Origin of the sequence: Parapedomonas caeni (genome assembly GCF_041060555.1) — a bacterium.
GTDB lineage: Bacteria > Pseudomonadota > Alphaproteobacteria > Sphingomonadales > Sphingomonadaceae > CAUJIW01.
Window position 1 is genome coordinate 135,806 of record NZ_JBEUDS010000005.1, and the last position, 21,720, is coordinate 157,525.

Genomic DNA, 21,720 nt, shown 5'->3' on the forward strand with positions numbered 1-21,720 from the left:
TTTTTGGTCTCGTTGTCGCCCCCACCGGCATCAGCCGGCCATTCTCCCGCCGCCGGCATCAGCCGGCCATTCTCCCGCCGCCGGCATCAGCCGGCAAGCATCCCGTCCCGGATGAAGGCGCGGTCGGCCCACACGCTGTGGGTGCCGCTGGAGATCTTGTGCGGCAGGGCGATGCGCGCCACCGGCCCGTCGGCGAAGCGCTTGCAGTCGATCAGCACGCACTCGGAGCTCTGGTTATTCTCGTCGATGATGAAGCTGACCAGATAACCGTCGTCCTCGTCGCGTGCGTTGATGCGCGGCGCGAACGGCGCCTCGCTGGCGTAGCGGCCCTCGGGCAGGCCGACCGACCAGGACTCGCCGGTCACCAGGTCGTGCTTGACGAAGCCCTTGAACAGGAACCAGCCCGGCTGGGTCCAGGTCGAATAGGCGTAGCGATACGGCTTGCCGGCGTAGCGCTGGTTGAACATGCCGAATTCGAGAATGCGGTCGTCGAGGTGATATTCCCGCGTCTTGCCGGTCTTGAGGTTGAAGTGCCAGCGGTGCAGCTTGGGCCGGAAGGAATGCTCGTCGACGAAGGCCATCATCTGGCCGAAGCCGCCCGGCGCGTCGGCCAGCGGCGCCGGCGACGGGTTTTCCTGGAAATAGCCATCCATGATGATCTCGTCGCCATCCTCATAGGCATTGAGGAAGTGCAGGATGTAGGTGGGGTCGGCCTCGAACCAGCGGATGTCGTCGGTCTGGCCGTAACGCGGCAGGATGGCGAAGCGGCTGGGCAGTTCCGGGTGCAGCCGGGCGGCGTGGATGCCCTTGGCCAGCAGCGACGGTTCCCAGAACATCGGCAGGTCGTTGAGAATGGCGTGGTTGGCGGTGAAGGTCATGTCGTGCGGCAGCCGCGGCCCCGGCAGCGGCACCGGTACATAATGGGCGAGGTTGCCCTGCCGGTCGACCACGCCGTAGTGCATGTAGGGCGCATGCTTCGAATAGTTGAAGAACAGCATCTCGCCGGTGGCCTCGTCGATCTTGGTGTGCGCCGACACGCCGTCGAGCGGCGCCCACGGCGCCAGCCCCAGCGGCGCCATGGTGTCGGGGTCGAGCAGATAGGCCTCGCCGCACTGGTAGAAGGTGGAGACGATCTTGCCGGCATGCACCACCACGTCGGTGGACGAGCTGTCCTTCAGGCCGCCGTGGGCGCCGAAGCCCGGCCGTAGCGATACGCCCGGCGGGTCCATCAGGCCACCCCACAGCGAGGCGTTGGCTTCCTGCTCGGCGGCAAAGCAGCGGGTGCGCACGAAGCGGTTGCGGTAGTCCGCCCGGCCGCCGTGGAAGCTGATCATGTGCAGCATGCCGTCGCCATCGAAGGGGTGGTAGCGCCCGAGCGGCTGATGCACCTGGTTTTCGGTGTTGCGCACATAGATGCCGTCGATGTCGTCGGGGATGCGCCCCTCGATGACCGCAAGGTCGGTGGCGTTGACTTCCGAGAAGATCGGCGTCCAGGCGCCGTTGAGATAGGGGTGGTTGCTCGGCTGCAACGAGGACCGCACCGGGGGCAAACGCTCGACAATCATCAATGGTCTCCACTTGCAAGAAAGTCGCGGCCGCCCGCAACACAGGAATGCAGGTTTCTTACCACATAGGTATTGTTATGCAAGTGAAGGGCAGTTGGCGGGCCCAAGTGAACGGCGGCAGGTGCCGGGCCAACGCCGCAGGCGCATGGCTCACCGACCGGCAGCACAGATGCCGAGTCATGTCAGAACGGGTGTCAGAACGTGTGCCAGAACGGCTTTTCGACAAAGCGGGCAAAGCATTGAAAAATTTGGTGAGCCCAGATGGATTCGAACCATCGGCCTACTGATTAAAAGTCAGTTGCTCTACCGACTGAGCTATGGGCTCTCACCAACCGGCCGCCGGGCGGCCGTAACATCTCATCCGCCGCCGGGGCGGCCGTTCATGCGGCGCGGACCATAGGGAGGTGGCGCCGCCGGGTCAACAGCTTGATGGGGCGCGTGCCGGGCCTCGGGCGAGGGAGCCGTGCGCGCGCCCCGGAACCAGCTCAGGCGCTGGCGCCCATGGCTTTTTCAAGGTTCTGCACGATCGCCTCGAAGAACTGCTCGGTGGTCAGCCACGGCTGCTCGGGGCCGACCAGGATGGCGAGGTCCTTGGTCATCTGGCCCTGCTCGACGGTCTCGATGCAGACGCGCTCCAGCGTGTTGGCGAAGTCGACCACCTCCGGCGTGCCGTCCACCTTGCCGCGGTGCTTGAGGCCGCCGGTCCAGGCGAAGATCGAGGCGATCGGGTTGGTCGAGGTCGCCTTGCCCTGCTGGTGCATGCGGTAGTGGCGGGTGACGGTGCCGTGGGCGGCTTCGGCCTCGACGGTGGAACCGTCCGGCGTCATCAGCACCGAGGTCATCAGGCCCAGCGAGCCGAAGCCCTGGGCGACCTGGTCCGACTGCACGTCGCCGTCGTAGTTCTTGCAGGCCCAGACGAACTTGCCCGACCACTTCAGCGCCGAGGCGACCATGTCGTCGATCAGGCGGTGTTCGTAGACGATGCCCAGCGCGTCGTACTTGGCCTTGAACTCGGCCTCGTAGATCTCCTGGAACAGGTCCTTGAAGCGGCCATCATAGGCCTTGAGGATGGTGTTCTTGGTCGAGAGATAGACCGGCCACTCGCGGGCGATGCCGTAGTTGAGGCAGGCGCGGGCGAAGTCGCGGATCGACTCGTCGAGGTTGTACATGCCCATGGCGACGCCCGAGGAGGGGAACTGGAACACCTCGTGCTCGATGACGTCCTTGCCGTCCTCGCTCTCCCACTTCATGGTCAGCTTGCCGGCGCCGGGGATGCGGAAGTCGGTGGCGCGGTACTGGTCGCCGAAGGCGTGACGGCCGACCACGATGGGGTCGGTCCAGCCCGGGATCAGGCGCGGAATGTTCTTGATGATGATCGGCTCGCGGAACACCGTGCCGCCGAGAATGTTGCGGATGGTGCCGTTGGGCGACTTCCACATCTTCTTGAGGTTGAATTCCTTCACGCGGGCTTCGTCCGGCGTGATGGTGGCGCACTTCACGCCGACGCCGTACTTCTTGATGGCGTTGGCGGACTCGACCGTCACCCGGTCGTCGGTGGCGTCGCGGTGCTCGACACCGAGGTCGAAATAGACCAGATCGACGTCGAGATAGGGCAGGATCAGGCGTTCACGGATCCACTGCCAGATGATGCGGGTCATCTCGTCGCCATCGAGCTCGACGACAGGGTTCTTCACCTTGATCTTCGCCATGGAATCCTCTCCGAACGCGGGGGCGGCGGCCCCCGGAAACGGCGGACGGCCGCGACTATCGAGCGGTGTGTAGCAGGCCGGCCGGTCAAATCAACCTAACCCGTCTCACGCCTGTCAAAAAATTTACTCCTCAACTGCCGGCACCCGCGCCGTGGTCGCGCTATCGGCGCCCAGCGCCGGGTGGCCGGGCGACGGGATGCGCGCGGGGTCCACCCCCAGCAGCGCCGCCAGGGTGGCGATGTCGGGCAGCTCGATCAGCCGGCCGAGCGCGCGGGCGTCGCCGAAGCCGGCGGCCGCCACATGGTCGAGCAGGGCCTGGAACGGCTGCCAGTAGCCGTTGGCCCCCAGCAGCCAGGTCGGCTTGCCATGCTGGCCGAGTTCGGCCCAGGTCATCATCTCCAGCGTCTCGTCCAGCGTGCCGACGCCACCGGGCAGCGCCAGGAAGGCGTCCGCCCGTTCGGCCATCACCTTCTTGCGCGTCATCAGGGAGTCCACCAGCACCAGCTCGCTCAGCCCGGTCTGGGCGATCTCGCGGGTGGCCAGATAGTCGGGGATGACGCCGACGACCCGGCCGCCGGCGGCCAGACAGGCGCGGGCGGCGACGCCCATCAGCCCCAGCGAGCCGCCGCCATAGACCAGCCTCACCCCGGCCTCGGCGAGCAGCACGCCCACCAGCCCGGCCAGCAGCGCGTGCGCCGGATCATGGCCGGTGCGGGAGCCGCAGAACAGGCACAAGGCCTCGATGGCGGGACGGGGGGCGGGTGCGTCGGCAGTCATGGCCGCCAGCATAGAGGCCGATGTCAGGACAGGAAAGCGTGCCGGCCGGGGGACGCCGGCTCAGACCGGCATCAGGTCGGCCTCGATCGCCTCGATGGCCGGCAGCACGGACAGCAGTGATTCGCTGACCGCGCCCATCAGCGCCGGGAAGCCCATCGGTGCCTTGACGTGCAGTTCGTGGTGCAGCTCGACCCGGTTGCCGGTGAGCGTCAGGCCGGCGCGCGGCCAGCTCTTGCGCAGCCGCACCAGTGCCGCCAGCACCTTGGAGCGGCCCTGGCGGTTCTCCGACGAAAAGGGCAGCGCGCCGATGGCGCCGGTGACGACCAGGCGGATGGCGGCGCCATCCTCGGTCGCGCTGACGTCGTAGTGGCCGGAGCGCCAGGCGAAGGTGAAGCGGGCGGGCAGTTCCAGCGGCCAGTGCGGCAGCTGGTCGCGCAGCGCGGCATGGGCGGTTTCCAGTGTCCATGCCGTCGGCGTCGTCCGCCAGGTGTCTGGGTGGGGTGCGGCAATGGTCACGGGCGGCCCTGAATCGGTTGTCGTCAGAATCGGTTGTCGTCAGACACCCCTATTGAACGACCAGACCTTCAAGATTCGGTTAATCCGCCGCCCGGTCCGTCGAAAATGGCCGGCCGCGGGAGATCCGTCGCGGATGGCGACAACCGCGCTGGAATGCGTGATACTTGCGGTGGCGCGGGCGTTCGGATAGGCCCCGGGGATGACTGGTTAAAGGAGAGCGTCATGGCTGTGTTCGACAAGCTTCCGCCCGTTCATCCCGAGGGACGCAAGTTCGTCATCATCGCCGCGGCGATCGCGCTGCTGCTGTTCCTGCTGGCTGGCCCGCATCTGGGCTGGATCGGCGTCATCCTGACGCTGTGGGTGGCCGCCTTCTTCCGGGATCCGGCGCGGGTGACGCCGGTGGGCGCCGATCTGGTGGTGTCGCCGGCCGATGGCGTGATCTGCCAGATCGCCGACGTGGTGCCGCCGGCCGACATGGGGCTGGGGGAGACGCCGCGCACCCGGGTGTCGGTGTTCATGAGCGTGTTCGACGTTCACATCAACCGCTCGCCGATCGCCGGTACCATCCGCCGTATCGTCTATGTGCCCGGCAAGTTTCTCAACGCCGACCTCGACAAGGCCAGCGAGGACAATGAGCGGCAGATGTTCGTCGTCACCGGCGCCGACGGCGTCGAGATCGGCTTCGTGCAGATCGCCGGGCTGGTGGCGCGGCGCATCGTCCGCTTCACCAGGGAAGGCGACTGGGTGGAAGCAGGCCAGCGGGTCGGTCTGATCCGCTTCGGCAGCCGGGTGGATGTCTATCTGCCGGCGGGCTGCGCACCGAAGGTGGCCGTCGGCCAGCGCATGGTAGCCGGCGAGACGGTGCTCGGCCGGCTGGGTTGCGAGGCAACGGTGACGGGAGTGCAGCGGTGAGCGCCGGGGAGCCGCCGCCGGCCGCGCCTTCGGATCGAAGCCATACCCTGCCGCTGCGGGCCCTGGTGCCCAATGCCATCACGGTGCTGGCGCTGTGCTTTGGCCTCACCGCCGTGCGCCATGCCATGCTCGACAACTGGGAGAAGGCGGTCGGCGCCATCATCATCGCCGGTGTGCTCGACGGTCTGGACGGCCGCATCGCCCGTCTGCTCAAGGGCGCCTCGCGCTTCGGCGCGGAACTGGATTCGCTGTCCGACGTCATCGCCTTCGGCGTCGCGCCGGCCATCATCATCTATCAGTGGTCGCTTCACGAACTCGGCGGTGTCGGCTGGGTGGTGGCGCTGTCGCACGCCGTGTGCTGCGCCCTGCGGCTGGCCCGCTTCAATGCCAATCTCGACGTCGACAACCAGCCGCACAAGAGCGCGGGCTACCTTACCGGGGTACCATCACCGGTTGCCGCCGGCCTGACGCTCAGCCCGATCTTCTTCGACCTGTGGCTGGAGACAGAGTTCTTCCGCACCCCCATCATCACGGCGATCATTGTCGCGGCGACGGCGGCGGTGATGGTCTCCAACCTGCCGACCTATTCCTGGAAGCTGATGCGCCTGCGCCGCGACCTGCGGCTGCCCGCCCTCCTCGGCATTGGTCTGTTCGCCGCCAGCCTGTTCACCGCCCCCTGGGGGACGCTGTCGCTGCTGTCGCTGGCCTACGCCGCCTCGATTCCGATGAGCTACAACAGCTATCAGCGGATGCGACTCCAGCAGCGCCAGGCGGCGACCGCGACCGGTGCGACGGCAGGCGCCCCGACCGCCACGCCGCCGGCTGTCGTGCCCACCGTCACGCCGCCAGCGGCAACGGACGAGCCTGCCGCACCGGCAGCGGCCGACGCGATGCCAGCGGCACCGGCTGCACCGGCATCGGACGCTCCAGCAGCGGGTGCCTCAGCACAGGACGCGGCGCCGGACGACGCGCAACAGCTGCCGCCCCGCGGGGACGAGCCGGCCTGAACAGGCTGCGCACCAGGCTCACGCCGCCCACAATGCCGCACAGCCAGAACAGCAGAAGTCCGAGGGTGTAAAACATCGTCGTCGTCCCTTTCACTCTTTGTGTTCTCAATGTTCCATTTTTGTTCCTATCTGTCAAGCGCGGAATCGGTGCTGGTGTTCACCAAATGGTGATCTTGCGCGGTTAAGGTCGGCCCTGCCGACATGACGCTGATGTCTTATCTTGACGCCGTCACCATGGGTGACCGGGCATTGCCGGTTTCGGTCAAGCTGATCTGCGTGCGCCGCGATCAGGCGCTGGTGCTGCGCAAACGCAATGGCCTGTGGGATCTGCCGGGCGGCAAGCTGGAGCCGGACGAGCAATCGCTGATCGAAGGGCTGCGGCGTGAAATTCACGAGGAGTTGCGGCTGCCGCTGCCGCCCGTCGTACCGGCCGGGCACTGGATTCGTCAGAAGCCGGGGCGGGTGTCGCGCTACATTGCCTTCTTCCGCATGGCCGGCGAGGCGCCGTTCGATCTCGCCGACCTGACGCTCTCGGACGAGCACGACAAGGCGCGCTGGATCGGTGTCCCGGCGCTGGGCGGGCTTGACATGCCGGACGGATTCCGGGACGCCCTCGTCAGGACACTGACCACGAGTTGAGGTCGGGACTCCGGCGACCGCATAACGCCAGGACTCCGGCGTAATCCTGATCTCCAGTCTGACGAGGCGACCATCGGCAAGTATCTCGAAATCGAGCGGCGGTTCCTGGTGCGGTCGCGCGACTGGCCGGCGCCGCGCCGGACGCTGCATATCCGCCAGGCCTATCTCAACCAGCGCGACGAACTGTCGGTGCGGGTGCGCAACATCGAGAACGACTACTGGCTGACGCTCAAGGCCGGCGTGCGCAGCGGCGTGCGCCACGAGTTCGAGTGGCCGATCCCCGCCGAGGACGGCCGGGTGATGATCGAACGCCTGGCCTCGGCGCCGCCGATCACCAAGATTCGCCACGAGGTCGAGGATGCCGGCCGGCTGTGGGAGGTGGACGTGTTCGACGGCGCCAACGCCGGCCTGCTGATCGCGGAGACCGAGCTGCACGACCTCCACGAGCCGCTGGCGCTGCCGGCGTGGCTGGGGCCGGAGGTGACCGGCGATCCCCGCCTGTCCAACAACGCGCTGTATCGCCATCCCTTCACCGCCTGGGGCATCAGCTACGACCAGCTGCTGGCGGAAGCCGCCGCCTGACGCGGCGGCGCCCATTCACCCTTCATCGCACACCCCCACGCCGGTGGCCGTAGCCCCCCGGTGCGTTGCATTGTCCGCCCGGCGGCGGAATGTTAGCTCTAGTTGCGAATCACAATCGGCAAGCTGGGGAGAGTGCGATGTTGGGTGAAATGCAGGACTGGCCGTTGCTGACCTGGCGGCTGATCGACCATGCGGCGCAGGCCCATGGCGACCGCGAGATCGTCACCGCCACTGTCGAGGGCGCCATCCATCGCTATACCTGGTCCGATGCCCGCCTGCGTTCGAAGCAGCTGGCGGCGGCGCTGGTGGCGCTGGGCGTCGAGGTCGGCGACCGGGTCGGCACGCTGGCGTGGAACACCCACCGTCATCTGGAGTCGTGGTACGGCATCGCCGGCATGGGCGGCGTCGCCCACACCGTCAACCCGCGCCTGTTCGCCGACCAGATCGTCTACATCATCAACCACGCCGAGGATCGGGTGCTGCTGTTCGACATCAGCTTCGCCAAGCTGGTGGCCGAGATCGCGCCGCGGCTGACCACGGTGCGCCATTTCGTGGCGATGACCGAGCCCGCCCACATGCCGGCGGACGCCGGCATCTCCAACCTGCTGTGCTACGAATCGCTGCTGGCGGCGCAGGGAACGGACTTCCAGTGGGTGATGCAGGACGAACGGGCGCCGGCCGGCCTGTGCTACACCTCGGGCACCACCGGCAATCCCAAGGGCGTGCTGTACAGCCACCGGGCCAATGTGCTGCACACCTTCGGCGCCTGCATGGCCGACGCGCTGGGGCTGGCCTCCACCAGCGCCGTGCTGCCGGTGGTGCCGATGTACCACGCCAACGCCTGGGGCATCCCCTATGCGGCGGCCGCCGTCGGCGCCAAGCTGGTGATGGGCGGGCCGCACTTCGACCCCGGCACCCTGCACAAGCTGATCATCGATGAAGGCGTCACCTTCACCGCCGCCGTGCCCACCGTCTGGCTCGGCATGCTGCAGTTTCTGGAAAAGACCGGCCAGGACATGGGCGCGCTCAAGACGGTGGTGATCGGCGGCTCGGCGGCGCCACGGATGATGATCGAGGCGTTCCAGAACAAGTACGGCGTCCGCGTTGCCCACGCCTGGGGCATGACCGAGATGTCGCCGCTGGGCTCGGTCGGCACGCCGAGCGCCCACTCGCTGCAGCTGCCGGCGGAGAAGCAGCTCGACCTGCAGTGCAAGCAGGGCCGGGGCCTGTTCGGCATCGACATGAAGATCACCGACGACGCCGGCAACAGCCTGCCGCGCGACGGCGAGTCGGCGGGCCACCTCAAGGTGCGCGGGCCGTGGATCGTCGGCCGCTACTTCAAGGGCGACGGCGGTGACATCCTCGACGCCGAGGGCTATTTCGATACTGGTGACGTCGCCACCATTGACCAATGGGGTTATATTCAGATCACCGACCGCGCCAAGGACGTCATCAAGTCCGGCGGCGAGTGGATTTCCTCCATCGAGCTGGAGAACGCGGCGGTCGCCCACCCCGAGGTGGCCGAGGCGGCGGTGATCGGCGTCCACCACCCCAAGTGGGACGAGCGGCCGCTGCTCATCGTCGTGCGCAAGCCCGGCGCCAGTGTCGACAAGGACGACATCCTGTCGTTCCTGGCGCCCCGGGTGGCCAAGTGGTGGCTGCCGGACGACGTGGTGTTCGTCGAGGGCCTGCCGCACACCGCCACCGGCAAGATCAGCAAGCTGGAGCTGCGCCACCAGTTCCGTGACTACAAGCTGCCGACCGCCGCCTGAGCTGGCGGGTGCCTGAGCCGGTGATCGCCCGGGGCAGAGGCGCCTGCCGCGCCGGGCGTGCCGGCGCGGTCCTGTTGTTGCGTGCGTTTTTTCCGTTCGCCTTTTCCTGCCTGATTTTCGGGGACGATCATGACCTTGTTCGATGACTGGCGGGCGCGCTCGCCGTTTTACAGCGAGACCCACGAAGCCTGGACGATGAGCGTGCGCCGCTTTGTCGAGCGCGAGGTCGCCCCGCATATCGACGCCTGGGAGGCGGCGGGCGAACTGCCGCGCGACCTGCACCGCCGCGCCGCCGAGGCCGGCATCATCGGGCTCGGCTTCCCCGAGGCCTATGGCGGCGTGTCGGAGGGCATCGACCCGTTCCACCGGCTGATCACCACCGAGGAGCTGGCCCGTCCCGGCGCCGGCGGCCTGATCGCCTCGCTGATGACCCACGGCATCGGCCTGCCGCCGATCCTCGCGCTGGGGTCCGAGGCGCTGAAGCAGCGCATCGCGCCTCCGGTGCTGGCGGGCGAGAAGATCATCGCGCTGGCGATCACCGAGCCGTCCGGCGGTTCCGACGTCGCCAACCTGCGCACGCGCGCCGAGAAGCGCGGCAACAGCTACATCGTCAACGGCTCCAAGACCTTCATCACCTCCGGCCTGCGGGCGGACTATTACACGGTGGCGGTGCGCACCGGCGGCCCCGGCATGGGCGGCATCTCGCTGCTGCTGCTGGAGAAGGGGATGCCGGGCTTCACCCAGACCCGGCTCGACAAGATGGGCTGGCACTGCTCCGACACCGCCGCGCTCTACTTCGACGATGTCGAGGTGCCGGCCGACAACCTGATCGGCCCGGAGAATGCCGGCTTCATGGGCATCATGCAGAATTTCAACGGCGAGCGGCTGGGCATGGCCATGGGCTGCTGCGCCTTCGCCCGCGTCTGCCTGGAGGATGCCGTCGACTGGGCCAGGTCACGCGAGGTGTTCGGCAAGCCGCTGATCAGGAACCAGTCGATCCGCCACAAGCTCGCCGACATGATGCGCCAGATCAACGCCACCCAGGTGTGGGTGGACCAGTGCGCCTGGGCGGTGGGGGCGGGCAAGGCCAACCCGGCGGATTTCGCGCTGCTCAAGGTGCAGGCGACCCGCACGCTGGAGGCTTGCGCCCGCGAGGCGGCCCAGACGCTGGGCGGCGCGAGCTACCTGCGCGGCGCCCGGGTCGAGCGCATCTACCGCGAGGTGCGGGTCAACGCCATCGGCGGCGGCTCGGAGGAGATCATGCTCGACCTCGCCGCCCGCCAGCTCGGCTTCGCCTGAGGGGGCATTGCGCAGCGCGGGGCGTGGATATACAGTAGATAATGTATATCCACGGAGGCCGTCATGCAGGTAGCCCGTTGGGGGAATAGTCTCGCCATCCGCTTGCCCCGGGCCGTTGTCGATGCCCTTGGCCTGAAGGAAGGCGACGACATTGAAATCCATGTGGCGGGCGAACGCCGGTTCGATGTCGACCGCGACCGTTCGCGCGAGCGCGCGCTGGCGCGCATCCGGGCCTTGCGCCAGCCTCTGCCGCCCGGCTGGCGGTTCGACCGCGACGACGCCAACGCGCGTTGAGCCATGCGGGCTTTCCTCGACACCAATGTGCTCGTCTATGCCTTCACGGCCGATGCGCGGGCCGATGTCGCCGAGGCGCTGCTGGCCCAGGGGTGCGACATCAGTGTCCAGGTGCTCAACGAGTTTGCCCACGTGGCGCGCCGCAAGCTCGGCATGGACTGGTCGCAGGTCGGCGAGGCACTGACGGCGATCCGCAGCCTCTGTCCGCATGTCCACCCCATCGACCTTGATACCCATGTCGAGGCGCTGGACCTCGCCGCGCGCGCCAATCTGTCGATCTACGACGCGCTGATTCTGGCCGCCGCCCTGCGGGCCGGTTGCGAGTGCCTCTATTCCGAGGACATGCGGCACAACAGCCGCGTCGCCGGACGGCTGCGCATCATCAATCCGTTTGCGGCTGACCCACCGGCGCGTTGAGGCGTCACCCGCGCGGCGCGGCGGCGCGGCGCAGCCGGTCGTTGATCGCAGCGCCCAGGCCGGTGTCGGGGATCGGCGCCACGGCGATGGCGGCGGCGCCACTGGCTTCCGCCGCGTGCAGCGCCTCGAACAGCCGCGAGGCCGCTGCCACCGGGTCGCCCGCCGGGCTGAGGTTGATGTCGCCGTCGATGGCGCCGAAGCCGATCAGATACTCCCCCGGCCGCCTGTCGGTGGCGTCGAGCCGCACCGGCTGGCGCGGCGCATAGTGGCTGGCCAGCATCCCCGGCGCGGTGATCGCGGCCCCTGGTGCGGCGGTATCGACCGGCGCCAGTTCGGCCAGCGCCTCGGCCGGCACCGGACCGGGGCGCAGCAGCCGCAGCCGCTCGCCCTCGACGGCGACGATGGTCGATTCCAGGCCCGCGCTGGTCGGCCCGCCATCGAGGATCAGCCCCACCCGGCCGGCCAGACCCGCCAGCACATGGGCCGCGCGGGTCGGGCTGATCCGCCCCGACGGGTTGGCGCTGGGGGCCGCCACCGGATGACCCAGCGCGGCGATGACCGCCTGCATCGCCGGGTGGGCCGGGCAGCGCACCGCCAGCGTCGGCAGGCCGGCGGTGACGAGACCGGCCAGCGGCCGGCCATCGATGCCGGCGTCGGGCCTGAGCGGCAGCACCAGCGTCAGCGGCCCGGGCCAGAAACGGGCCATCAGCGCCCGCGCCAGCGGCGGGGTCTCGACCAGTTTCTCCGCCATCGCCGGGCCGTCGACATGGACGATCAGCGGGTTGAAGCTCGGTCGGCCCTTGGCGGCGTAGATCGCCGCCACCGCCCGCGGCCGGGTGGCATCGGCGGCGAGGCCATAGACCGTCTCGGTCGGCAGCGCCACCAGCGCGCCGGCGCGCAGCGCGTCGGCCGCCCGGGCGATGCCGGCGGCATCGGCGGGAATCACCGCCGTGGCGGGCTCTGGCGCTTGTCCGTTCATCATCAGGCGCTATACGGGGTCGCGAAAACAGATGCCATTCGATTCCGGGAGAAAGTCGCGTGACCTACACGGCCCCCATCGCCGATCAGCGCTTCGCGCTTGAAACCATTGCCGACCTCGACGGGCTGGCCCGCCTGCCGGCCTTCGCGGCGCTGTCGCCCGATCTGGTCAGCGCCATTCTGGAGGAGGCGGGCAAGTTCTCCGCCGGCGTGTTCGCGCCACTCAACCGCCTTGGCGACACCGAGGGCGCGCGGTGGAACGATGGCGTCGTCACCCTGCCGGAAGGCTACAAGGCCGCCTATCGCCAGTATGTCGAGGGCGGCTGGGGCAGCCTGGGCGCGCACCCCGACCATGGCGGCCAGGGCCTGCCGTTCGCGCTGGCCAGCGCGGTGCAGGAACAGCTGACCTCGGCCAACATGGCCTTCTCGCTGTGCCCGATGCTGACCCAGGGCGCCATCGAGGCGCTGGCGGCCCACGCCAGCCCGGAACAGCAGAGCGTCTATCTGACCAAGCTGGTCTCCGGCGAGTGGACCGGCACCATGAACCTCACCGAGCCGCAGGCCGGCTCCGACGTCGGCGCCCTGCGCACCCGCGCGGAACCCCATGCCGACGGCAGCTACCGCATCAAGGGCTCGAAGATCTTCATCACCTGGGGCGAGCACGACTGCGCCGACAACATCATCCATCTGGTGCTGGCGCGCCTGCCGGACGCGCCGGCCGGCACCAAGGGCATCTCGCTGTTCATCGTGCCGAAGTTCCTCGTCAATGCCGATGGCAGCCTCGGCGCGCGCAACGACCTGCGCTGCGTCTCCATCGAGCACAAGCTCGGCATCCATGCCTCGCCCACCTGCACCATGAGCTTCGGCGACAACGACAACTGCGTCGGCTATCTGGTGGGGGCGGAAAACGCCGGCATGAAGGCGATGTTCACGATGATGAACCACGCCCGCGTCAATGTCGGCCTGCAGGGCGTGTCGATCGCCGAACGGGCCTATCAGGGGGCGCTGGCCTATGCCCGCGACCGGGTGCAGTCGGCCCGGCTGGGCGGTTCGCGGGCGCCGGTGCGCATCATCGAGCACGCCGACGTGCGCCGCATGCTGCTGACCATGAAGGCGACCACCGAGGCGATCCGCGCGCTGGCCTACCTCAACGCCGCGGCGGTCGACCGGGCGCACGCCGAGACCGACGCCGACGCCCGCAAGGCGGCCCAGGGCCTGGCCGACCTGCTGACGCCGATCACCAAGGGCTACGCCACCGACATGGGTGTCGAGATGTCGAGCCTGGCCGTGCAGGTGTTCGGCGGCATGGGCTTCATCGAGGAAACCGGGGCGGCCCAGCACTATCGTGATTCGCGCATCGCGCCGATCTACGAGGGCACCAACGGCATCCAGGCGCTCGATCTGGTCGGCCGCAAGCTGCCGATGGACGGTGGCGTCCACTGGCGCCGGGTGTTCACCGACATCCGCAACTTCCTCGGCCAGCTGCCGGCCAATGGCGATCTGGGCGCGATCAAGCCCTATCTGACCGACGCGCTGGACGCGCTCAACTCCGCCACCGTCTGGCTGGCCGGCCAGAAGCCGGAAGAGGTCGACAACACCGCCGCCGGCGCCACGCCGTACCTGCGGATGTTCGGCATCGTGCTGGGCGGCTGGCTGCTTGCCCGCCAGGCGGCGGTCGCCGCCGAGCGACTGACGGCGGGCGAGGGCGACCCGGCCTACCTCAAGGCCAAGATCGTCACCGCGCGCTTCTTCGCCGAACAGGTGGTGCCGCAGGCGACCGCGCTGCTCGGCCCCGTTACCCGGGGCGGCGCGCTGCTCTACGCGCTGAGCGAGGACCAGTTCGCCGCCTGAGACGCCGCGCGATCCCGGTCTCATCCTTTCCGGTTGTGGGCTTTGGCCGATGGGCTAAACTGCCCTGATCAACCTGCGGGGAGGGCAAGGCGATGCGGGGACAGTCACGTGTGCTGATTCTGGCGATGTTGCTGGGGGCTGTGGCGGTCCAGCCGGCCCAGGCGCAGGAGACCTGGCAGCAGGCCTACCGGGCCTCGGCCCGGGCCGTGGAGGGTGGCGACACAAAGGCTGCCCTTCGCATGGCCCGCGAGGCGGCCTCGATGTATCTCATCATGGAGCGCCCGGTGAAACCGGACGCCTATGTTCATCTCGTACTCACCGCCGCCGATCTGGCGCAGCAGGTCGGCCGGACTGGCGTGGCGCTGGCCGACATCCGCTATGCCCTTGGCAAGCTCGACGGCGATGATCGCGCGAACTGGGCCGCCAAGGCCTATCTCTATCGGGCGATGGGGGACCTGCAGGTCGGTGCCGACGGGCCGGCGGCGCGCGACGCCTACGTCAGTTACCTGTCGGCCAGTCAGCAGGCCTATGGCCAAACGGACCCGCGTGTCGCCATGGCGTATCTGTCGCTGGTGGAGCTGGAGCTGCGCCTGAACGACGTCGCCACGGCCCGACAGTACCAGCAGCAGGCGGAGGCGATTGTCCGGCCAGCGCTCGGCTGGTCCGACATCACGCGGGTGCGTGTTGAACTGCTGGGTGCGCGGGTCGATACCGCGTCCGGCAAGGTTGTCGCCGCTGAACAGCGTTACAATCAGCTGCTCGACGTCAAGCGACCGGCAGACGGCGAGGCTGCCGTGCTGTGGCAGGCGGCCGGGCAGGATTATCTCGCGCTTCTGCGCCAACAGGGTCGCGTCGCCGAGGCTGATGCCCTCGCAGCCCGTCTGAGCGCTGGCGGGATGCTGTAGGCCGGGGCCACGGCGCCCGGGCCTTGCGATGCGGCGGGCGTGAAATTCGATTCCCCGCCGCTCTGCTGATCCTCTATGACGGGCGCTCACCGAATCGGATGCAGTCTGCGGAAACTGATGACGCCCTTGATGCTTGATGATTGCCCCGCGCCGCCGGGTCTTGGCGACCCCGCCCTGCCGACGGTGATGGTGGTGGCGGCCGCCCTGATAGATGCCGACGGCCGGGTGCTGGTGGCGCAGCGTCCCGAGGGCAAGTCGATGGCCGGCCTGTGGGAATTTCCCGGCGGCAAGCTGGAGCCCGGCGAGAAGCCGGAAGCGGCGCTGGTGCGCGAGCTGCACGAGGAGCTGGGCATCGATACCTCGGTGTCCTGTCTGGCGCCGCTGACCTTCGCCAGCCATGCCTACGAGACGTTCCACCTGCTGATGCTGGTCTATGCCTGCCGCAAATGGCGCGGCGCCATCCAGCCGCGCGAGGGTCAGGCCGTGCGCTGGGCGGCGATCAATGAACTGTACAGCCTGCCGATGCCACCGGCCGACGTGCCGCTGGTCGGCATGATCGCCGCGCTGGTGTAGGGCGGGCCAAAGGGTCTAGGGTTCGCTCGGCAGCGTCCGGCGCGCGGTCGGTGCGGACGGGGCGGACGCGGGTAACGCAAACGCGGACAATCAGGGTGAAGGCGGATGGCCGACGAGTCTCGCAGCAACGATGACACCACCCCGGCCATGGTGCCGCCGGATGTCGAGCCCGTTGATGCCGTGGCCGCGCCCAACGCTGGCAGCCCGTCGCGCCGGCGCCGGGGGGTGCTGATCCTGCTGGTGCTGGCGCTGCTGCTGGTTGTCGGCGGCGCGGGCCTGTGGTGGTGGCGGCAGGGCGGTGGTCCGGCGGCTCCCGCCGACAGCGCGACGCTGATTCCGCGCGATGCCCTGTTCTCGCTGCCGACCCACGCCAGCCCGACCCTGTCGCCCGATGGCAGGCAGGTGGCCTGGCTTGGCCCCGCCGAAGGCCAGCCCAACCTGTTCGTCGCCGCGGTCATCGAACCCGGCAATGCCCGCCAGCTCACCCGGTTCAGTGACTCCTCGGTGGATGCGGTGAGCTGGTCGGCGGATGGCCAGCGGCTGCTGTTCATCGTCAACTCGCTGCGGGGCGACGACGCCTGGCAGCTGATGGTGCACGACCTCAAGGGTGGCAAGAACCGCACCCTGCTCACTGGCACCGGTGCCCGGCCGCTGGTTGTCGCGGCCTCCGCCGCCCAGCCCGACGCGCTGCTGCTCGGCCTGGCGCGAGCGGAGTCCCCCTACCGGGACCTCTACCGGCTCGATCTCGCCACCGGCAAACGCACACTGGTGCTGGCCAACGATCGCTATGACGGCTTCGTCGCCGATGCCGCGCTTGCCGTGCGGGTGGTGCAGCAGGCGGTGCCGACGGGCGGCTTCCTGTGGCGGCGGCCGGAAGGCGGCGGATTCGTGCCGTTCGCCCAGGTGCCGGCGGAAGACGCGCTGACCACCGCGCTGGTCGGTCTGTCCAACGATGGCGCGACTCTGTTTGCCCGCGACAGCCGCGATGGCGACACCAGCCGGCTGGTGGCGATCGACGTGGCGAGCGGCCGGCTGACACCGCTCACCGAGGCCCCTGCCGCGGCGGATGTCGAGGATGTGGTGATCGACCCGGCGACGGACCGTCCGGTACTGGCGGCGATCGAGGGCGCCACCCGCCGGTGGCAGGCGCTGGACCAGGCCTACGCCGCCGATGCCGCGGTGCTGTCGACGCTGGCGCCGCAGGTGGCGGTGCTGGACATCAGCAACGATGGCAAGGCCTGGCTGCTGGCGGCCGATGATGGCGCGCGGCCGACCCGTTTCTATCTCTACCGCCGGGGCGGCCAGCCGGTGCTGCTGTTCAGCCTGCGCGACCTGCCGGCCAAATCGCCGATCGCGCGCACCGTGCCGGTGACGGTGCCGCTGGAAGGCGGGTTGCAGGCCACCGGTTACCTCACCCCGGCCCAACAGGTGCCGGTCGATGCCGATGGCCTGCCCAGGGCGGCCGCGCCGCTGGTGATGCTGGTGCATGGCGGACCATGGACGCGCGACCGGCTCGGCTGGCTGCCCACCCACCAGTGGCTGGCCAATCGCGGCTATACCGTGCTCAGCGTGAACTACCGGGGTTCGGCCGGTTTCGGGAAGGCCTATCTCGCGGCGGCCGACAATGGCTGGGCCAGCATCATCCCCGCCGACATCGAGGCCGGCGCGGCCTGGGCCGTGGCGCGCGGCTATGCCCGGAAGGACAAGGTGGCGCTGATGGGCGCCTCCTTCGGCGGCTATGCCGCGTTGATGGGGCTCGCCAGCCAGGGGGACCGCTACGCCTGCGCCGTCGCCAGCCATCCGCCGGTGGACCTGGTCAAGCTGGCCGATGGCGTGGCGCCGGCCGACGTCGCCACCTACGATCTGATCGTCAACCGTGTCGGCGATCCGACGACGCAGGAAGGCCGCACCGCGCTTGCCGCCGCCTCGCCGGTCAATCGCGCCGACAGCATCGGCAAGCCGTTGCTGCTGGCCATGGGCGGGCGGGATCGGGCGGCGCTGGAACCGGACCTGATGGCGTTCGCCCAGAAGCTCGCCGCCGCCGGCAAGCCGGTGACGGCGGCGGTGTTCGTTGGCGAGGCCGGCGGCTACGACCGGCCGGACAACGAGCGCGCTTTCCTCGGGCTGACGGAAGCCTTCCTTGGCGCCTGCCTTGGCGGCCGGGCCGAGCCGATCGCGCCGGCGCTGCTCATGAAGAGCGAAATGCGGGTGCCGGTGGGGGCAGATAACGTCCCCGGCCTGCGCACGGCCCTGATGGGCGGCCCGACGCCGACCAAGGAATAGACCGGCCGCCGTCGTTCGCGATGCGTGGCCGATTGGCAGGGTTGGATTCTAACCCTGTCGGGCACGCCCGGCGGCGTCAGTCGCGCGGTGTCCGGGGCTCCAGCACGTCCGCCAGACTGACGGTGGCCGAGCCCGGTCGCTTGGGCACCGGCTGGTTGGGGCCGGGCGCCCAGCCCATCAGCGTCACCACCTCCAGCGTCGCCGCCACCCGGCCGTCGGGCAGGCCGAAGCGTTCCGCATAGAGGGCGCAGGCTTGCGCCAGCACGTCGCGGCGCAGCGGCCGGCGGGCACGCTGGGCCAGCGCGTTGGTCTCGCCCATCGCGCGCAGCTCGGCCAGCAGCGCCATCGGATGGGCATAGGTCAGGGTCAGCCGGTCGCAGTCGGCCACCGGCATGGCGAAGCCGGCCCGCTGCAGCAGGGCGCCGCCCTCGCGCATGTCCACCATCGGCGACACCCGCGGTGCCGCGCCGCCGGTGACGTCTTCCTCCGCCGCCAGCAGGGCATGGCGCAGCTCGGCGAGGCTGGCGCCGCCGGGGAAGGTCGCCAGGAACAGCCCGTCGGGTACCAGGACATGGCGGATTTGCGCCAGCGCGCCCGGCAGGTCGTTGACCCAGTGCAGGCTGCCCGCCGCGACCACCAGGTCGAAGCTGTGGGGCGCGAAGGGCAGCAGGTCCGGCTCGCAGACCACCAGCGGCAGGCTCGGACGGGCGGCATCGGCGGCGGCGACCTCGGTGGTCACCACCGACACGCCGTCGCCGGCCAGCCGGGCCGCCAGCCGGCCGTCGTGACAGCCGAGATCGAGCACCCGGGTGAAGCGGCGATTGACCAGCGCCAGCCGGTCCAGCAGGTCGTCGACCAGCAGGTCGAGCAGGGCACCGTCATTCGCGCCGGCCCGCGCCGTCCGCTGCCACTGGCGGCGGCGCTGGCGGCGGTCGAAGATTTCGCTCACCGGGGCGGCGCCGGTGGCGGAAGTCGTCGGGGGCGGGGTGGGCGCGTCGCTCATGCCTGCGCATATGGCGTGCGGGCGCGCCGTCGCCAAGCGATTATCCGGCCGCTATGCTGCCCGATTATGATGAGGGGGGCTCTTCGCCCGTTGCGCGGGCTGCTCGACGTGGTGTTGCCGCCGCGCTGCATGGCCTGCGGTGCGCTGGTCTCGGCGCCCGGCCTGTTCTGCTCGGAGTGCTGGGCGAGCCTCGGCTTTCTCGACGGCCCGGCCTGCGTCCAGTGCGGCCTGCCGTTCGAGTCGCCGTCCCAGGGACATGTCGAGGGTGACGGCAGCCCGGAGGACGGCGGGCTCAAGTGCGGCGCCTGCCTTGCCAATCCGCCGGCCTTCGCCCGCGCCCGGGCGGTGTGGCGCTACGACGGCGCGGCACGCGCCGCCATCGTCGCCTTCAAGCATGGCGACCGCCCCGAGCAGGCGCGCCACCTGGCGCCGGCGCTGGCGCGCGCGGTTGCCGGGCTGCTGGACGTGCCGGACCTGATGGTGGTGCCGGTGCCGCTGCATCGGGGGCGTATCTGGCGGCGCGGCTACAACCAGGCGGCGTTGCTGGCGCGTGCGCTGGCCCGGCTGGTGCGACGGCCGGTGGTGCTCGATGCTCTGCTGCGGCTGCGTGCCACCCCGCCACAGCAGGGGCTTGACCGCGTGGCGCGGCGGGCCAATGTGCGGCGCGCCTTCGCGGTCAATCCTCGCCGGGTGGCGCATGTACAGGGTCGGACGGTGCTGCTGGTCGATGATGTCATGACGACCGGTGCGACGCTGGACGCCTGTGCCACGGCCCTGCTCAAGGCGGGTGCGCGCGAGGTGCGGGTGGCGACGCTGGCGCGGGTGGTGCTGATGGCCTGACCACACCCGATGGTTTGCGGACTTGTGACAGATCGCCGGCCCGACCATATTGGGCCAAACTGTTTCAGGAGTAAGGCGTGGCCAAGGTCGAAATCTATACCACCGCGATGTGCCCCTATTGCGTTCGGGCCAAGCAACTGCTGACGGCCAAGGGCGCGGCGTTCACCGAATATGACGTCTCCTTTGATCCCGAGGGCCGGGCGGCGATGGTCGAGCGGGCGCACGGCGCGCGCACCGTGCCGCAGATCTTCATCGACGGGCGTCACGTCGGTGGCTGCGACGACCTTCACGCGCTGGACGCGCGCGGCGGGCTTGATCCGCTGCTGGCGGCCTGAACGCGGCACGCCGGCGCCCCGACCATGAGCGATGCCGCCCCCCCGCCGACACTGACCGTCGGCCTGCTGCAGATGACGTCGGGCATCGAGCCCGCCGGCAATGCCCTGGCGCTGGAGTCCGGCGTGCGCGACCTCGCGGCGGCGGGCGCCCGGCTCATCCTGACGCCGGAGATGACCGGTGTGCTGGACGGCAACAAGGCGCGCCTGCTCACCAACACCCGCACCGAGGCCGAGGACGAGACGCTGGCGCTGGCGCGCGGGCTCGCGGCCGAACTCAAGGTCTGGCTGCTGATCGGCTCGCTGGCGCTGAAGGTGCCGGATGCGGACGGTCCGGCCGCCGACATGCTGGTCAACCGGCAGTTCCTCATCGACGACGCGGGCGTCATCCGCGCCTGGTACGACAAGATCCACCTGTTCGACGTCGAGTTGCCCAATGGCGAGCGTTACCGCGAGTCCGCCTCATACCGGCCCGGCGACCGGGCGGTGGTGACGGCGACGCCGTGGGGCAGGCTGGGGCACGCCATTTGTTACGACCTGCGCTTCCCCCATCTGTTCCGGACGCTGGCGCAGGCCGGCGCCGACATCCTGGTGGTGCCGGCGGCTTTCACCCGCACCACCGGCCAGGCCCACTGGCACACGCTGCTGAAAGCCCGCGCCATCGAGACGGGCTGCTTCGTGCTGGCCCCGGCGCAGACCGGCCACCATGCCGACGGGCGGGATACCTTCGGCCATTCGCTGGTGGTGGCGCCGTGGGGCGAGGTGCTGGCCGATGGCGGCGAGGCGCCGGGGGGGCTTGTCGTCAGGCTCGACCTTTCCCAAGTAGGGGTGGCGCGGGGCCGCGTTCCCGCCCTCCGGCATGATCGCGGCTTCGCCCTGGTCGAGGTGTAGCGTCATGATCGTGTTCGATCTCAAGTGCGGTAACGGTCACGTCTTCGAGGCGTGGTTCGGCTCGTCCGCCGATTACGAGAGCCAGCGGGCCCGGCATCTGCTGTCCTGCCCGATGTGCGGTAACAGCGATGTCGGCAAGGCACTGATGGCGCCCAATGTCGCGCCCAAGGGCAACCAGCGGCGTGCGCCGGCCGAACCCGTCAGCGTGCCTGTGGCGGCTGGTGGCGAACACTCCCCCGAGGCGGTGAAACAGGCGCTGGCGCTGCTGGCGGAAATGCAGGCGAGGGTCGAGGCCTCGTTCGACGACGTTGGTGACAAGTTCGCCGAGGAAGCGCGCCGCATCCATTACGGCGAGGCGGAGGCGCGCGGCATTCTCGGCGAGGCAACGCTGGAGCAGGCGAAGGAACTGCACGAGGAAGGCATTGATGTGCTGCCGATGCCGTTCCGTCGGCGGCGGAAGCGGCTAGACGCCTGATTTCCCCTGCCGCATCCGGCAGTGGCACTTTAGAGCGAGTCAATACAGTATTCCCCTTCTGGCGCTGATCTGGCAGAACTGAACGCGTCAGGATTGTGGG

At 69.4% G+C, this 21,720-nt stretch carries 22 protein-coding genes and 1 tRNA gene; 16 read left to right on the plus strand and 7 right to left on the minus strand.

Going from position 1 to position 21,720, the window contains the following annotated elements:
- Positions 1-86: 86 nt before the first annotated feature.
- The 5 genes from ABU113_RS05700 to ABU113_RS05720 form a co-directional block, all read right to left on the minus strand.
- Entirely contained in the window at positions 87-1,565 is a 1,479-nt protein-coding gene (locus ABU113_RS05700) for a carotenoid oxygenase family protein (RefSeq protein WP_454558526.1), read from the minus strand.
- Positions 1,566-1,814: 249 nt separating this feature from the next.
- Positions 1,815-1,890, minus strand: a tRNA-Lys gene (locus tag ABU113_RS05705).
- Between the two features lie 160 nt (positions 1,891-2,050).
- Positions 2,051-3,274, minus strand: a complete 1,224-nt coding sequence (locus ABU113_RS05710; protein WP_454558527.1) for an NADP-dependent isocitrate dehydrogenase — start codon at positions 3,272-3,274, stop codon at positions 2,051-2,053.
- Between the two features lie 123 nt (positions 3,275-3,397).
- Positions 3,398-4,051, minus strand: coding sequence for an LOG family protein (locus tag ABU113_RS05715; protein ID WP_454558528.1), 654 nt, complete (start codon positions 4,049-4,051; stop codon positions 3,398-3,400).
- A 60-nt stretch (positions 4,052-4,111) separates the two neighbouring features.
- Positions 4,112-4,567, minus strand: a complete 456-nt coding sequence (locus ABU113_RS05720) for a hypothetical protein (RefSeq protein ID WP_454558529.1) — start codon at positions 4,565-4,567, stop codon at positions 4,112-4,114.
- A 222-nt stretch (positions 4,568-4,789) separates the two neighbouring features.
- On the opposite strand from ABU113_RS05720, the gene ABU113_RS05725 reads away from it, so the two are divergent.
- The 8 genes from ABU113_RS05725 to ABU113_RS05760 all read left to right on the plus strand — a co-directional run bounded on the left by ABU113_RS05725 (position 4,790) and on the right by ABU113_RS05760 (position 11,489).
- Positions 4,790-5,479 carry a phosphatidylserine decarboxylase gene (locus ABU113_RS05725; protein WP_454558530.1) on the plus strand — a complete coding sequence of 230 codons (690 nt, stop codon included), beginning with the start codon at positions 4,790-4,792 and terminating at the stop codon, positions 5,477-5,479.
- On the plus strand, positions 5,476-6,486 hold the full coding sequence (pssA, locus tag ABU113_RS05730) for a CDP-diacylglycerol--serine O-phosphatidyltransferase (RefSeq protein ID WP_454558531.1): 1,011 nt from the start codon (positions 5,476-5,478) through the stop codon (positions 6,484-6,486). The genes ABU113_RS05725 and pssA overlap by 4 nt, the downstream gene beginning before the upstream one ends.
- A 201-nt stretch (positions 6,487-6,687) precedes the next feature.
- The gene (locus ABU113_RS05735; protein WP_454558532.1) at positions 6,688-7,125 is read left to right on the plus strand and encodes an NUDIX domain-containing protein; all 438 of its coding nucleotides are present in this window, start codon (positions 6,688-6,690) and stop codon (positions 7,123-7,125) included.
- Between the two features lie 90 nt (positions 7,126-7,215).
- Positions 7,216-7,707, plus strand: coding sequence for a CYTH domain-containing protein (locus ABU113_RS05740; RefSeq protein WP_454558555.1), 492 nt, complete (start codon positions 7,216-7,218; stop codon positions 7,705-7,707).
- Between the two features lie 137 nt (positions 7,708-7,844).
- Positions 7,845-9,479, plus strand: a complete 1,635-nt coding sequence (locus ABU113_RS05745) for a long-chain-fatty-acid--CoA ligase (protein WP_454558533.1) — start codon at positions 7,845-7,847, stop codon at positions 9,477-9,479.
- Between the two features lie 129 nt (positions 9,480-9,608).
- Positions 9,609-10,778, plus strand: a complete 1,170-nt coding sequence (locus ABU113_RS05750) for an acyl-CoA dehydrogenase family protein (protein WP_454558534.1) — start codon at positions 9,609-9,611, stop codon at positions 10,776-10,778.
- Positions 10,779-10,841: 63 nt separating this feature from the next.
- Complete coding sequence (locus ABU113_RS05755) at positions 10,842-11,072, plus strand: AbrB/MazE/SpoVT family DNA-binding domain-containing protein (protein WP_454558535.1); 231 nt, start codon at positions 10,842-10,844, stop codon at positions 11,070-11,072.
- Positions 11,073-11,075: 3 nt separating this feature from the next.
- A complete protein-coding gene (locus tag ABU113_RS05760) occupies positions 11,076-11,489 on the plus strand; it encodes a PIN domain-containing protein (RefSeq protein WP_454558536.1) in 414 nt (137 codons plus the stop codon).
- A gap of 4 nt (positions 11,490-11,493) precedes the next feature.
- On the opposite strand, the gene ABU113_RS05765 is transcribed toward ABU113_RS05760, so the two are convergent.
- Positions 11,494-12,471 (minus strand): L-threonylcarbamoyladenylate synthase, encoded by a 978-nt coding sequence (locus tag ABU113_RS05765; protein WP_454558537.1) that lies wholly within the window; start codon positions 12,469-12,471, stop codon positions 11,494-11,496.
- A gap of 56 nt (positions 12,472-12,527) precedes the next feature.
- On the opposite strand from ABU113_RS05765, the gene ABU113_RS05770 reads away from it, so the two are divergent.
- The 4 genes from ABU113_RS05770 to ABU113_RS05785 all read left to right on the plus strand — a co-directional run bounded on the left by ABU113_RS05770 (position 12,528) and on the right by ABU113_RS05785 (position 18,079).
- Positions 12,528-14,318, plus strand: coding sequence for an acyl-CoA dehydrogenase C-terminal domain-containing protein (locus tag ABU113_RS05770; RefSeq protein WP_454558538.1), 1,791 nt, complete (start codon positions 12,528-12,530; stop codon positions 14,316-14,318).
- 92 nt (positions 14,319-14,410) lie between these two features.
- On the plus strand, positions 14,411-15,223 hold the full coding sequence (locus tag ABU113_RS05775) for a hypothetical protein (protein WP_454558539.1): 813 nt from the start codon (positions 14,411-14,413) through the stop codon (positions 15,221-15,223).
- 129 nt (positions 15,224-15,352) lie between these two features.
- Complete coding sequence (locus ABU113_RS05780; RefSeq protein ID WP_454558540.1) at positions 15,353-15,796, plus strand: (deoxy)nucleoside triphosphate pyrophosphohydrolase; 444 nt, start codon at positions 15,353-15,355, stop codon at positions 15,794-15,796.
- 105 nt (positions 15,797-15,901) lie between these two features.
- Positions 15,902-18,079, plus strand: coding sequence for a S9 family peptidase (locus ABU113_RS05785; protein ID WP_454558541.1), 2,178 nt, complete (start codon positions 15,902-15,904; stop codon positions 18,077-18,079).
- A 76-nt stretch (positions 18,080-18,155) separates the two neighbouring features.
- Here the strand turns inward: ABU113_RS05785 and ABU113_RS05790 are convergent, their stop codons facing one another.
- Positions 18,156-19,082 (minus strand): methyltransferase domain-containing protein, encoded by a 927-nt coding sequence (locus ABU113_RS05790; RefSeq protein ID WP_454558542.1) that lies wholly within the window; start codon positions 19,080-19,082, stop codon positions 18,156-18,158.
- A 69-nt stretch (positions 19,083-19,151) separates the two neighbouring features.
- Between ABU113_RS05790 and ABU113_RS05795 the strand changes: the two genes are divergently transcribed.
- From ABU113_RS05795 to ABU113_RS05810, 4 genes are all read left to right on the plus strand, one after another.
- A complete protein-coding gene (locus ABU113_RS05795; protein WP_454558543.1) occupies positions 19,152-19,922 on the plus strand; it encodes a double zinc ribbon domain-containing protein in 771 nt (256 codons plus the stop codon).
- Positions 19,923-19,999: 77 nt separating this feature from the next.
- Positions 20,000-20,257 carry a glutaredoxin 3 gene (gene grxC / locus ABU113_RS05800; RefSeq protein ID WP_454558544.1) on the plus strand — a complete coding sequence of 86 codons (258 nt, stop codon included), beginning with the start codon at positions 20,000-20,002 and terminating at the stop codon, positions 20,255-20,257.
- Between the two features lie 24 nt (positions 20,258-20,281).
- Complete coding sequence (locus tag ABU113_RS05805) at positions 20,282-21,145, plus strand: carbon-nitrogen hydrolase family protein (RefSeq protein ID WP_454558545.1); 864 nt, start codon at positions 20,282-20,284, stop codon at positions 21,143-21,145.
- Positions 21,146-21,149: 4 nt separating this feature from the next.
- A complete protein-coding gene (locus tag ABU113_RS05810; RefSeq protein ID WP_454558546.1) occupies positions 21,150-21,620 on the plus strand; it encodes a DUF1178 family protein in 471 nt (156 codons plus the stop codon).
- Positions 21,621-21,720 lie beyond the last annotated feature (100 nt).

What these genes read in the sequence shown, in the direction of transcription:
- ABU113_RS05700 (WP_454558526.1), bottom strand. Translation starts at nt 1,565, where the DNA reads ATGATTGTCGAGCGTTTGCCCCCGGTGCGGTCCTCGTTGCAGCCGAGC.
- ABU113_RS05710 (WP_454558527.1), bottom strand. Translation starts at nt 3,274, where the DNA reads ATGGCGAAGATCAAGGTGAAGAACCCTGTCGTCGAGCTCGATGGCGAC.
- ABU113_RS05715 (WP_454558528.1), bottom strand. Translation starts at nt 4,051, where the DNA reads ATGACTGCCGACGCACCCGCCCCCCGTCCCGCCATCGAGGCCTTGTGC.
- ABU113_RS05725 (WP_454558530.1), top strand. Translation starts at nt 4,790, where the DNA reads ATGGCTGTGTTCGACAAGCTTCCGCCCGTTCATCCCGAGGGACGCAAG.
- ABU113_RS05735 (WP_454558532.1), top strand. Translation starts at nt 6,688, where the DNA reads ATGACGCTGATGTCTTATCTTGACGCCGTCACCATGGGTGACCGGGCA.
- ABU113_RS05745 (WP_454558533.1), top strand. Translation starts at nt 7,845, where the DNA reads ATGTTGGGTGAAATGCAGGACTGGCCGTTGCTGACCTGGCGGCTGATC.
- ABU113_RS05750 (WP_454558534.1), top strand. Translation starts at nt 9,609, where the DNA reads ATGACCTTGTTCGATGACTGGCGGGCGCGCTCGCCGTTTTACAGCGAG.
- ABU113_RS05755 (WP_454558535.1), top strand. Translation starts at nt 10,842, where the DNA reads ATGCAGGTAGCCCGTTGGGGGAATAGTCTCGCCATCCGCTTGCCCCGG.
- ABU113_RS05760 (WP_454558536.1), top strand. Translation starts at nt 11,076, where the DNA reads ATGCGGGCTTTCCTCGACACCAATGTGCTCGTCTATGCCTTCACGGCC.
- ABU113_RS05765 (WP_454558537.1), bottom strand. Translation starts at nt 12,471, where the DNA reads ATGATGAACGGACAAGCGCCAGAGCCCGCCACGGCGGTGATTCCCGCC.
- ABU113_RS05775 (WP_454558539.1), top strand. Translation starts at nt 14,411, where the DNA reads ATGCGGGGACAGTCACGTGTGCTGATTCTGGCGATGTTGCTGGGGGCT.
- ABU113_RS05780 (WP_454558540.1), top strand. Translation starts at nt 15,353, where the DNA reads ATGCTTGATGATTGCCCCGCGCCGCCGGGTCTTGGCGACCCCGCCCTG.
- ABU113_RS05785 (WP_454558541.1), top strand. Translation starts at nt 15,902, where the DNA reads ATGGCCGACGAGTCTCGCAGCAACGATGACACCACCCCGGCCATGGTG.
- ABU113_RS05790 (WP_454558542.1), bottom strand. Translation starts at nt 19,082, where the DNA reads ATGAGCGACGCGCCCACCCCGCCCCCGACGACTTCCGCCACCGGCGCC.
- ABU113_RS05795 (WP_454558543.1), top strand. Translation starts at nt 19,152, where the DNA reads ATGAGGGGGGCTCTTCGCCCGTTGCGCGGGCTGCTCGACGTGGTGTTG.
- ABU113_RS05805 (WP_454558545.1), top strand. Translation starts at nt 20,282, where the DNA reads ATGAGCGATGCCGCCCCCCCGCCGACACTGACCGTCGGCCTGCTGCAG.
- ABU113_RS05810 (WP_454558546.1), top strand. Translation starts at nt 21,150, where the DNA reads ATGATCGTGTTCGATCTCAAGTGCGGTAACGGTCACGTCTTCGAGGCG.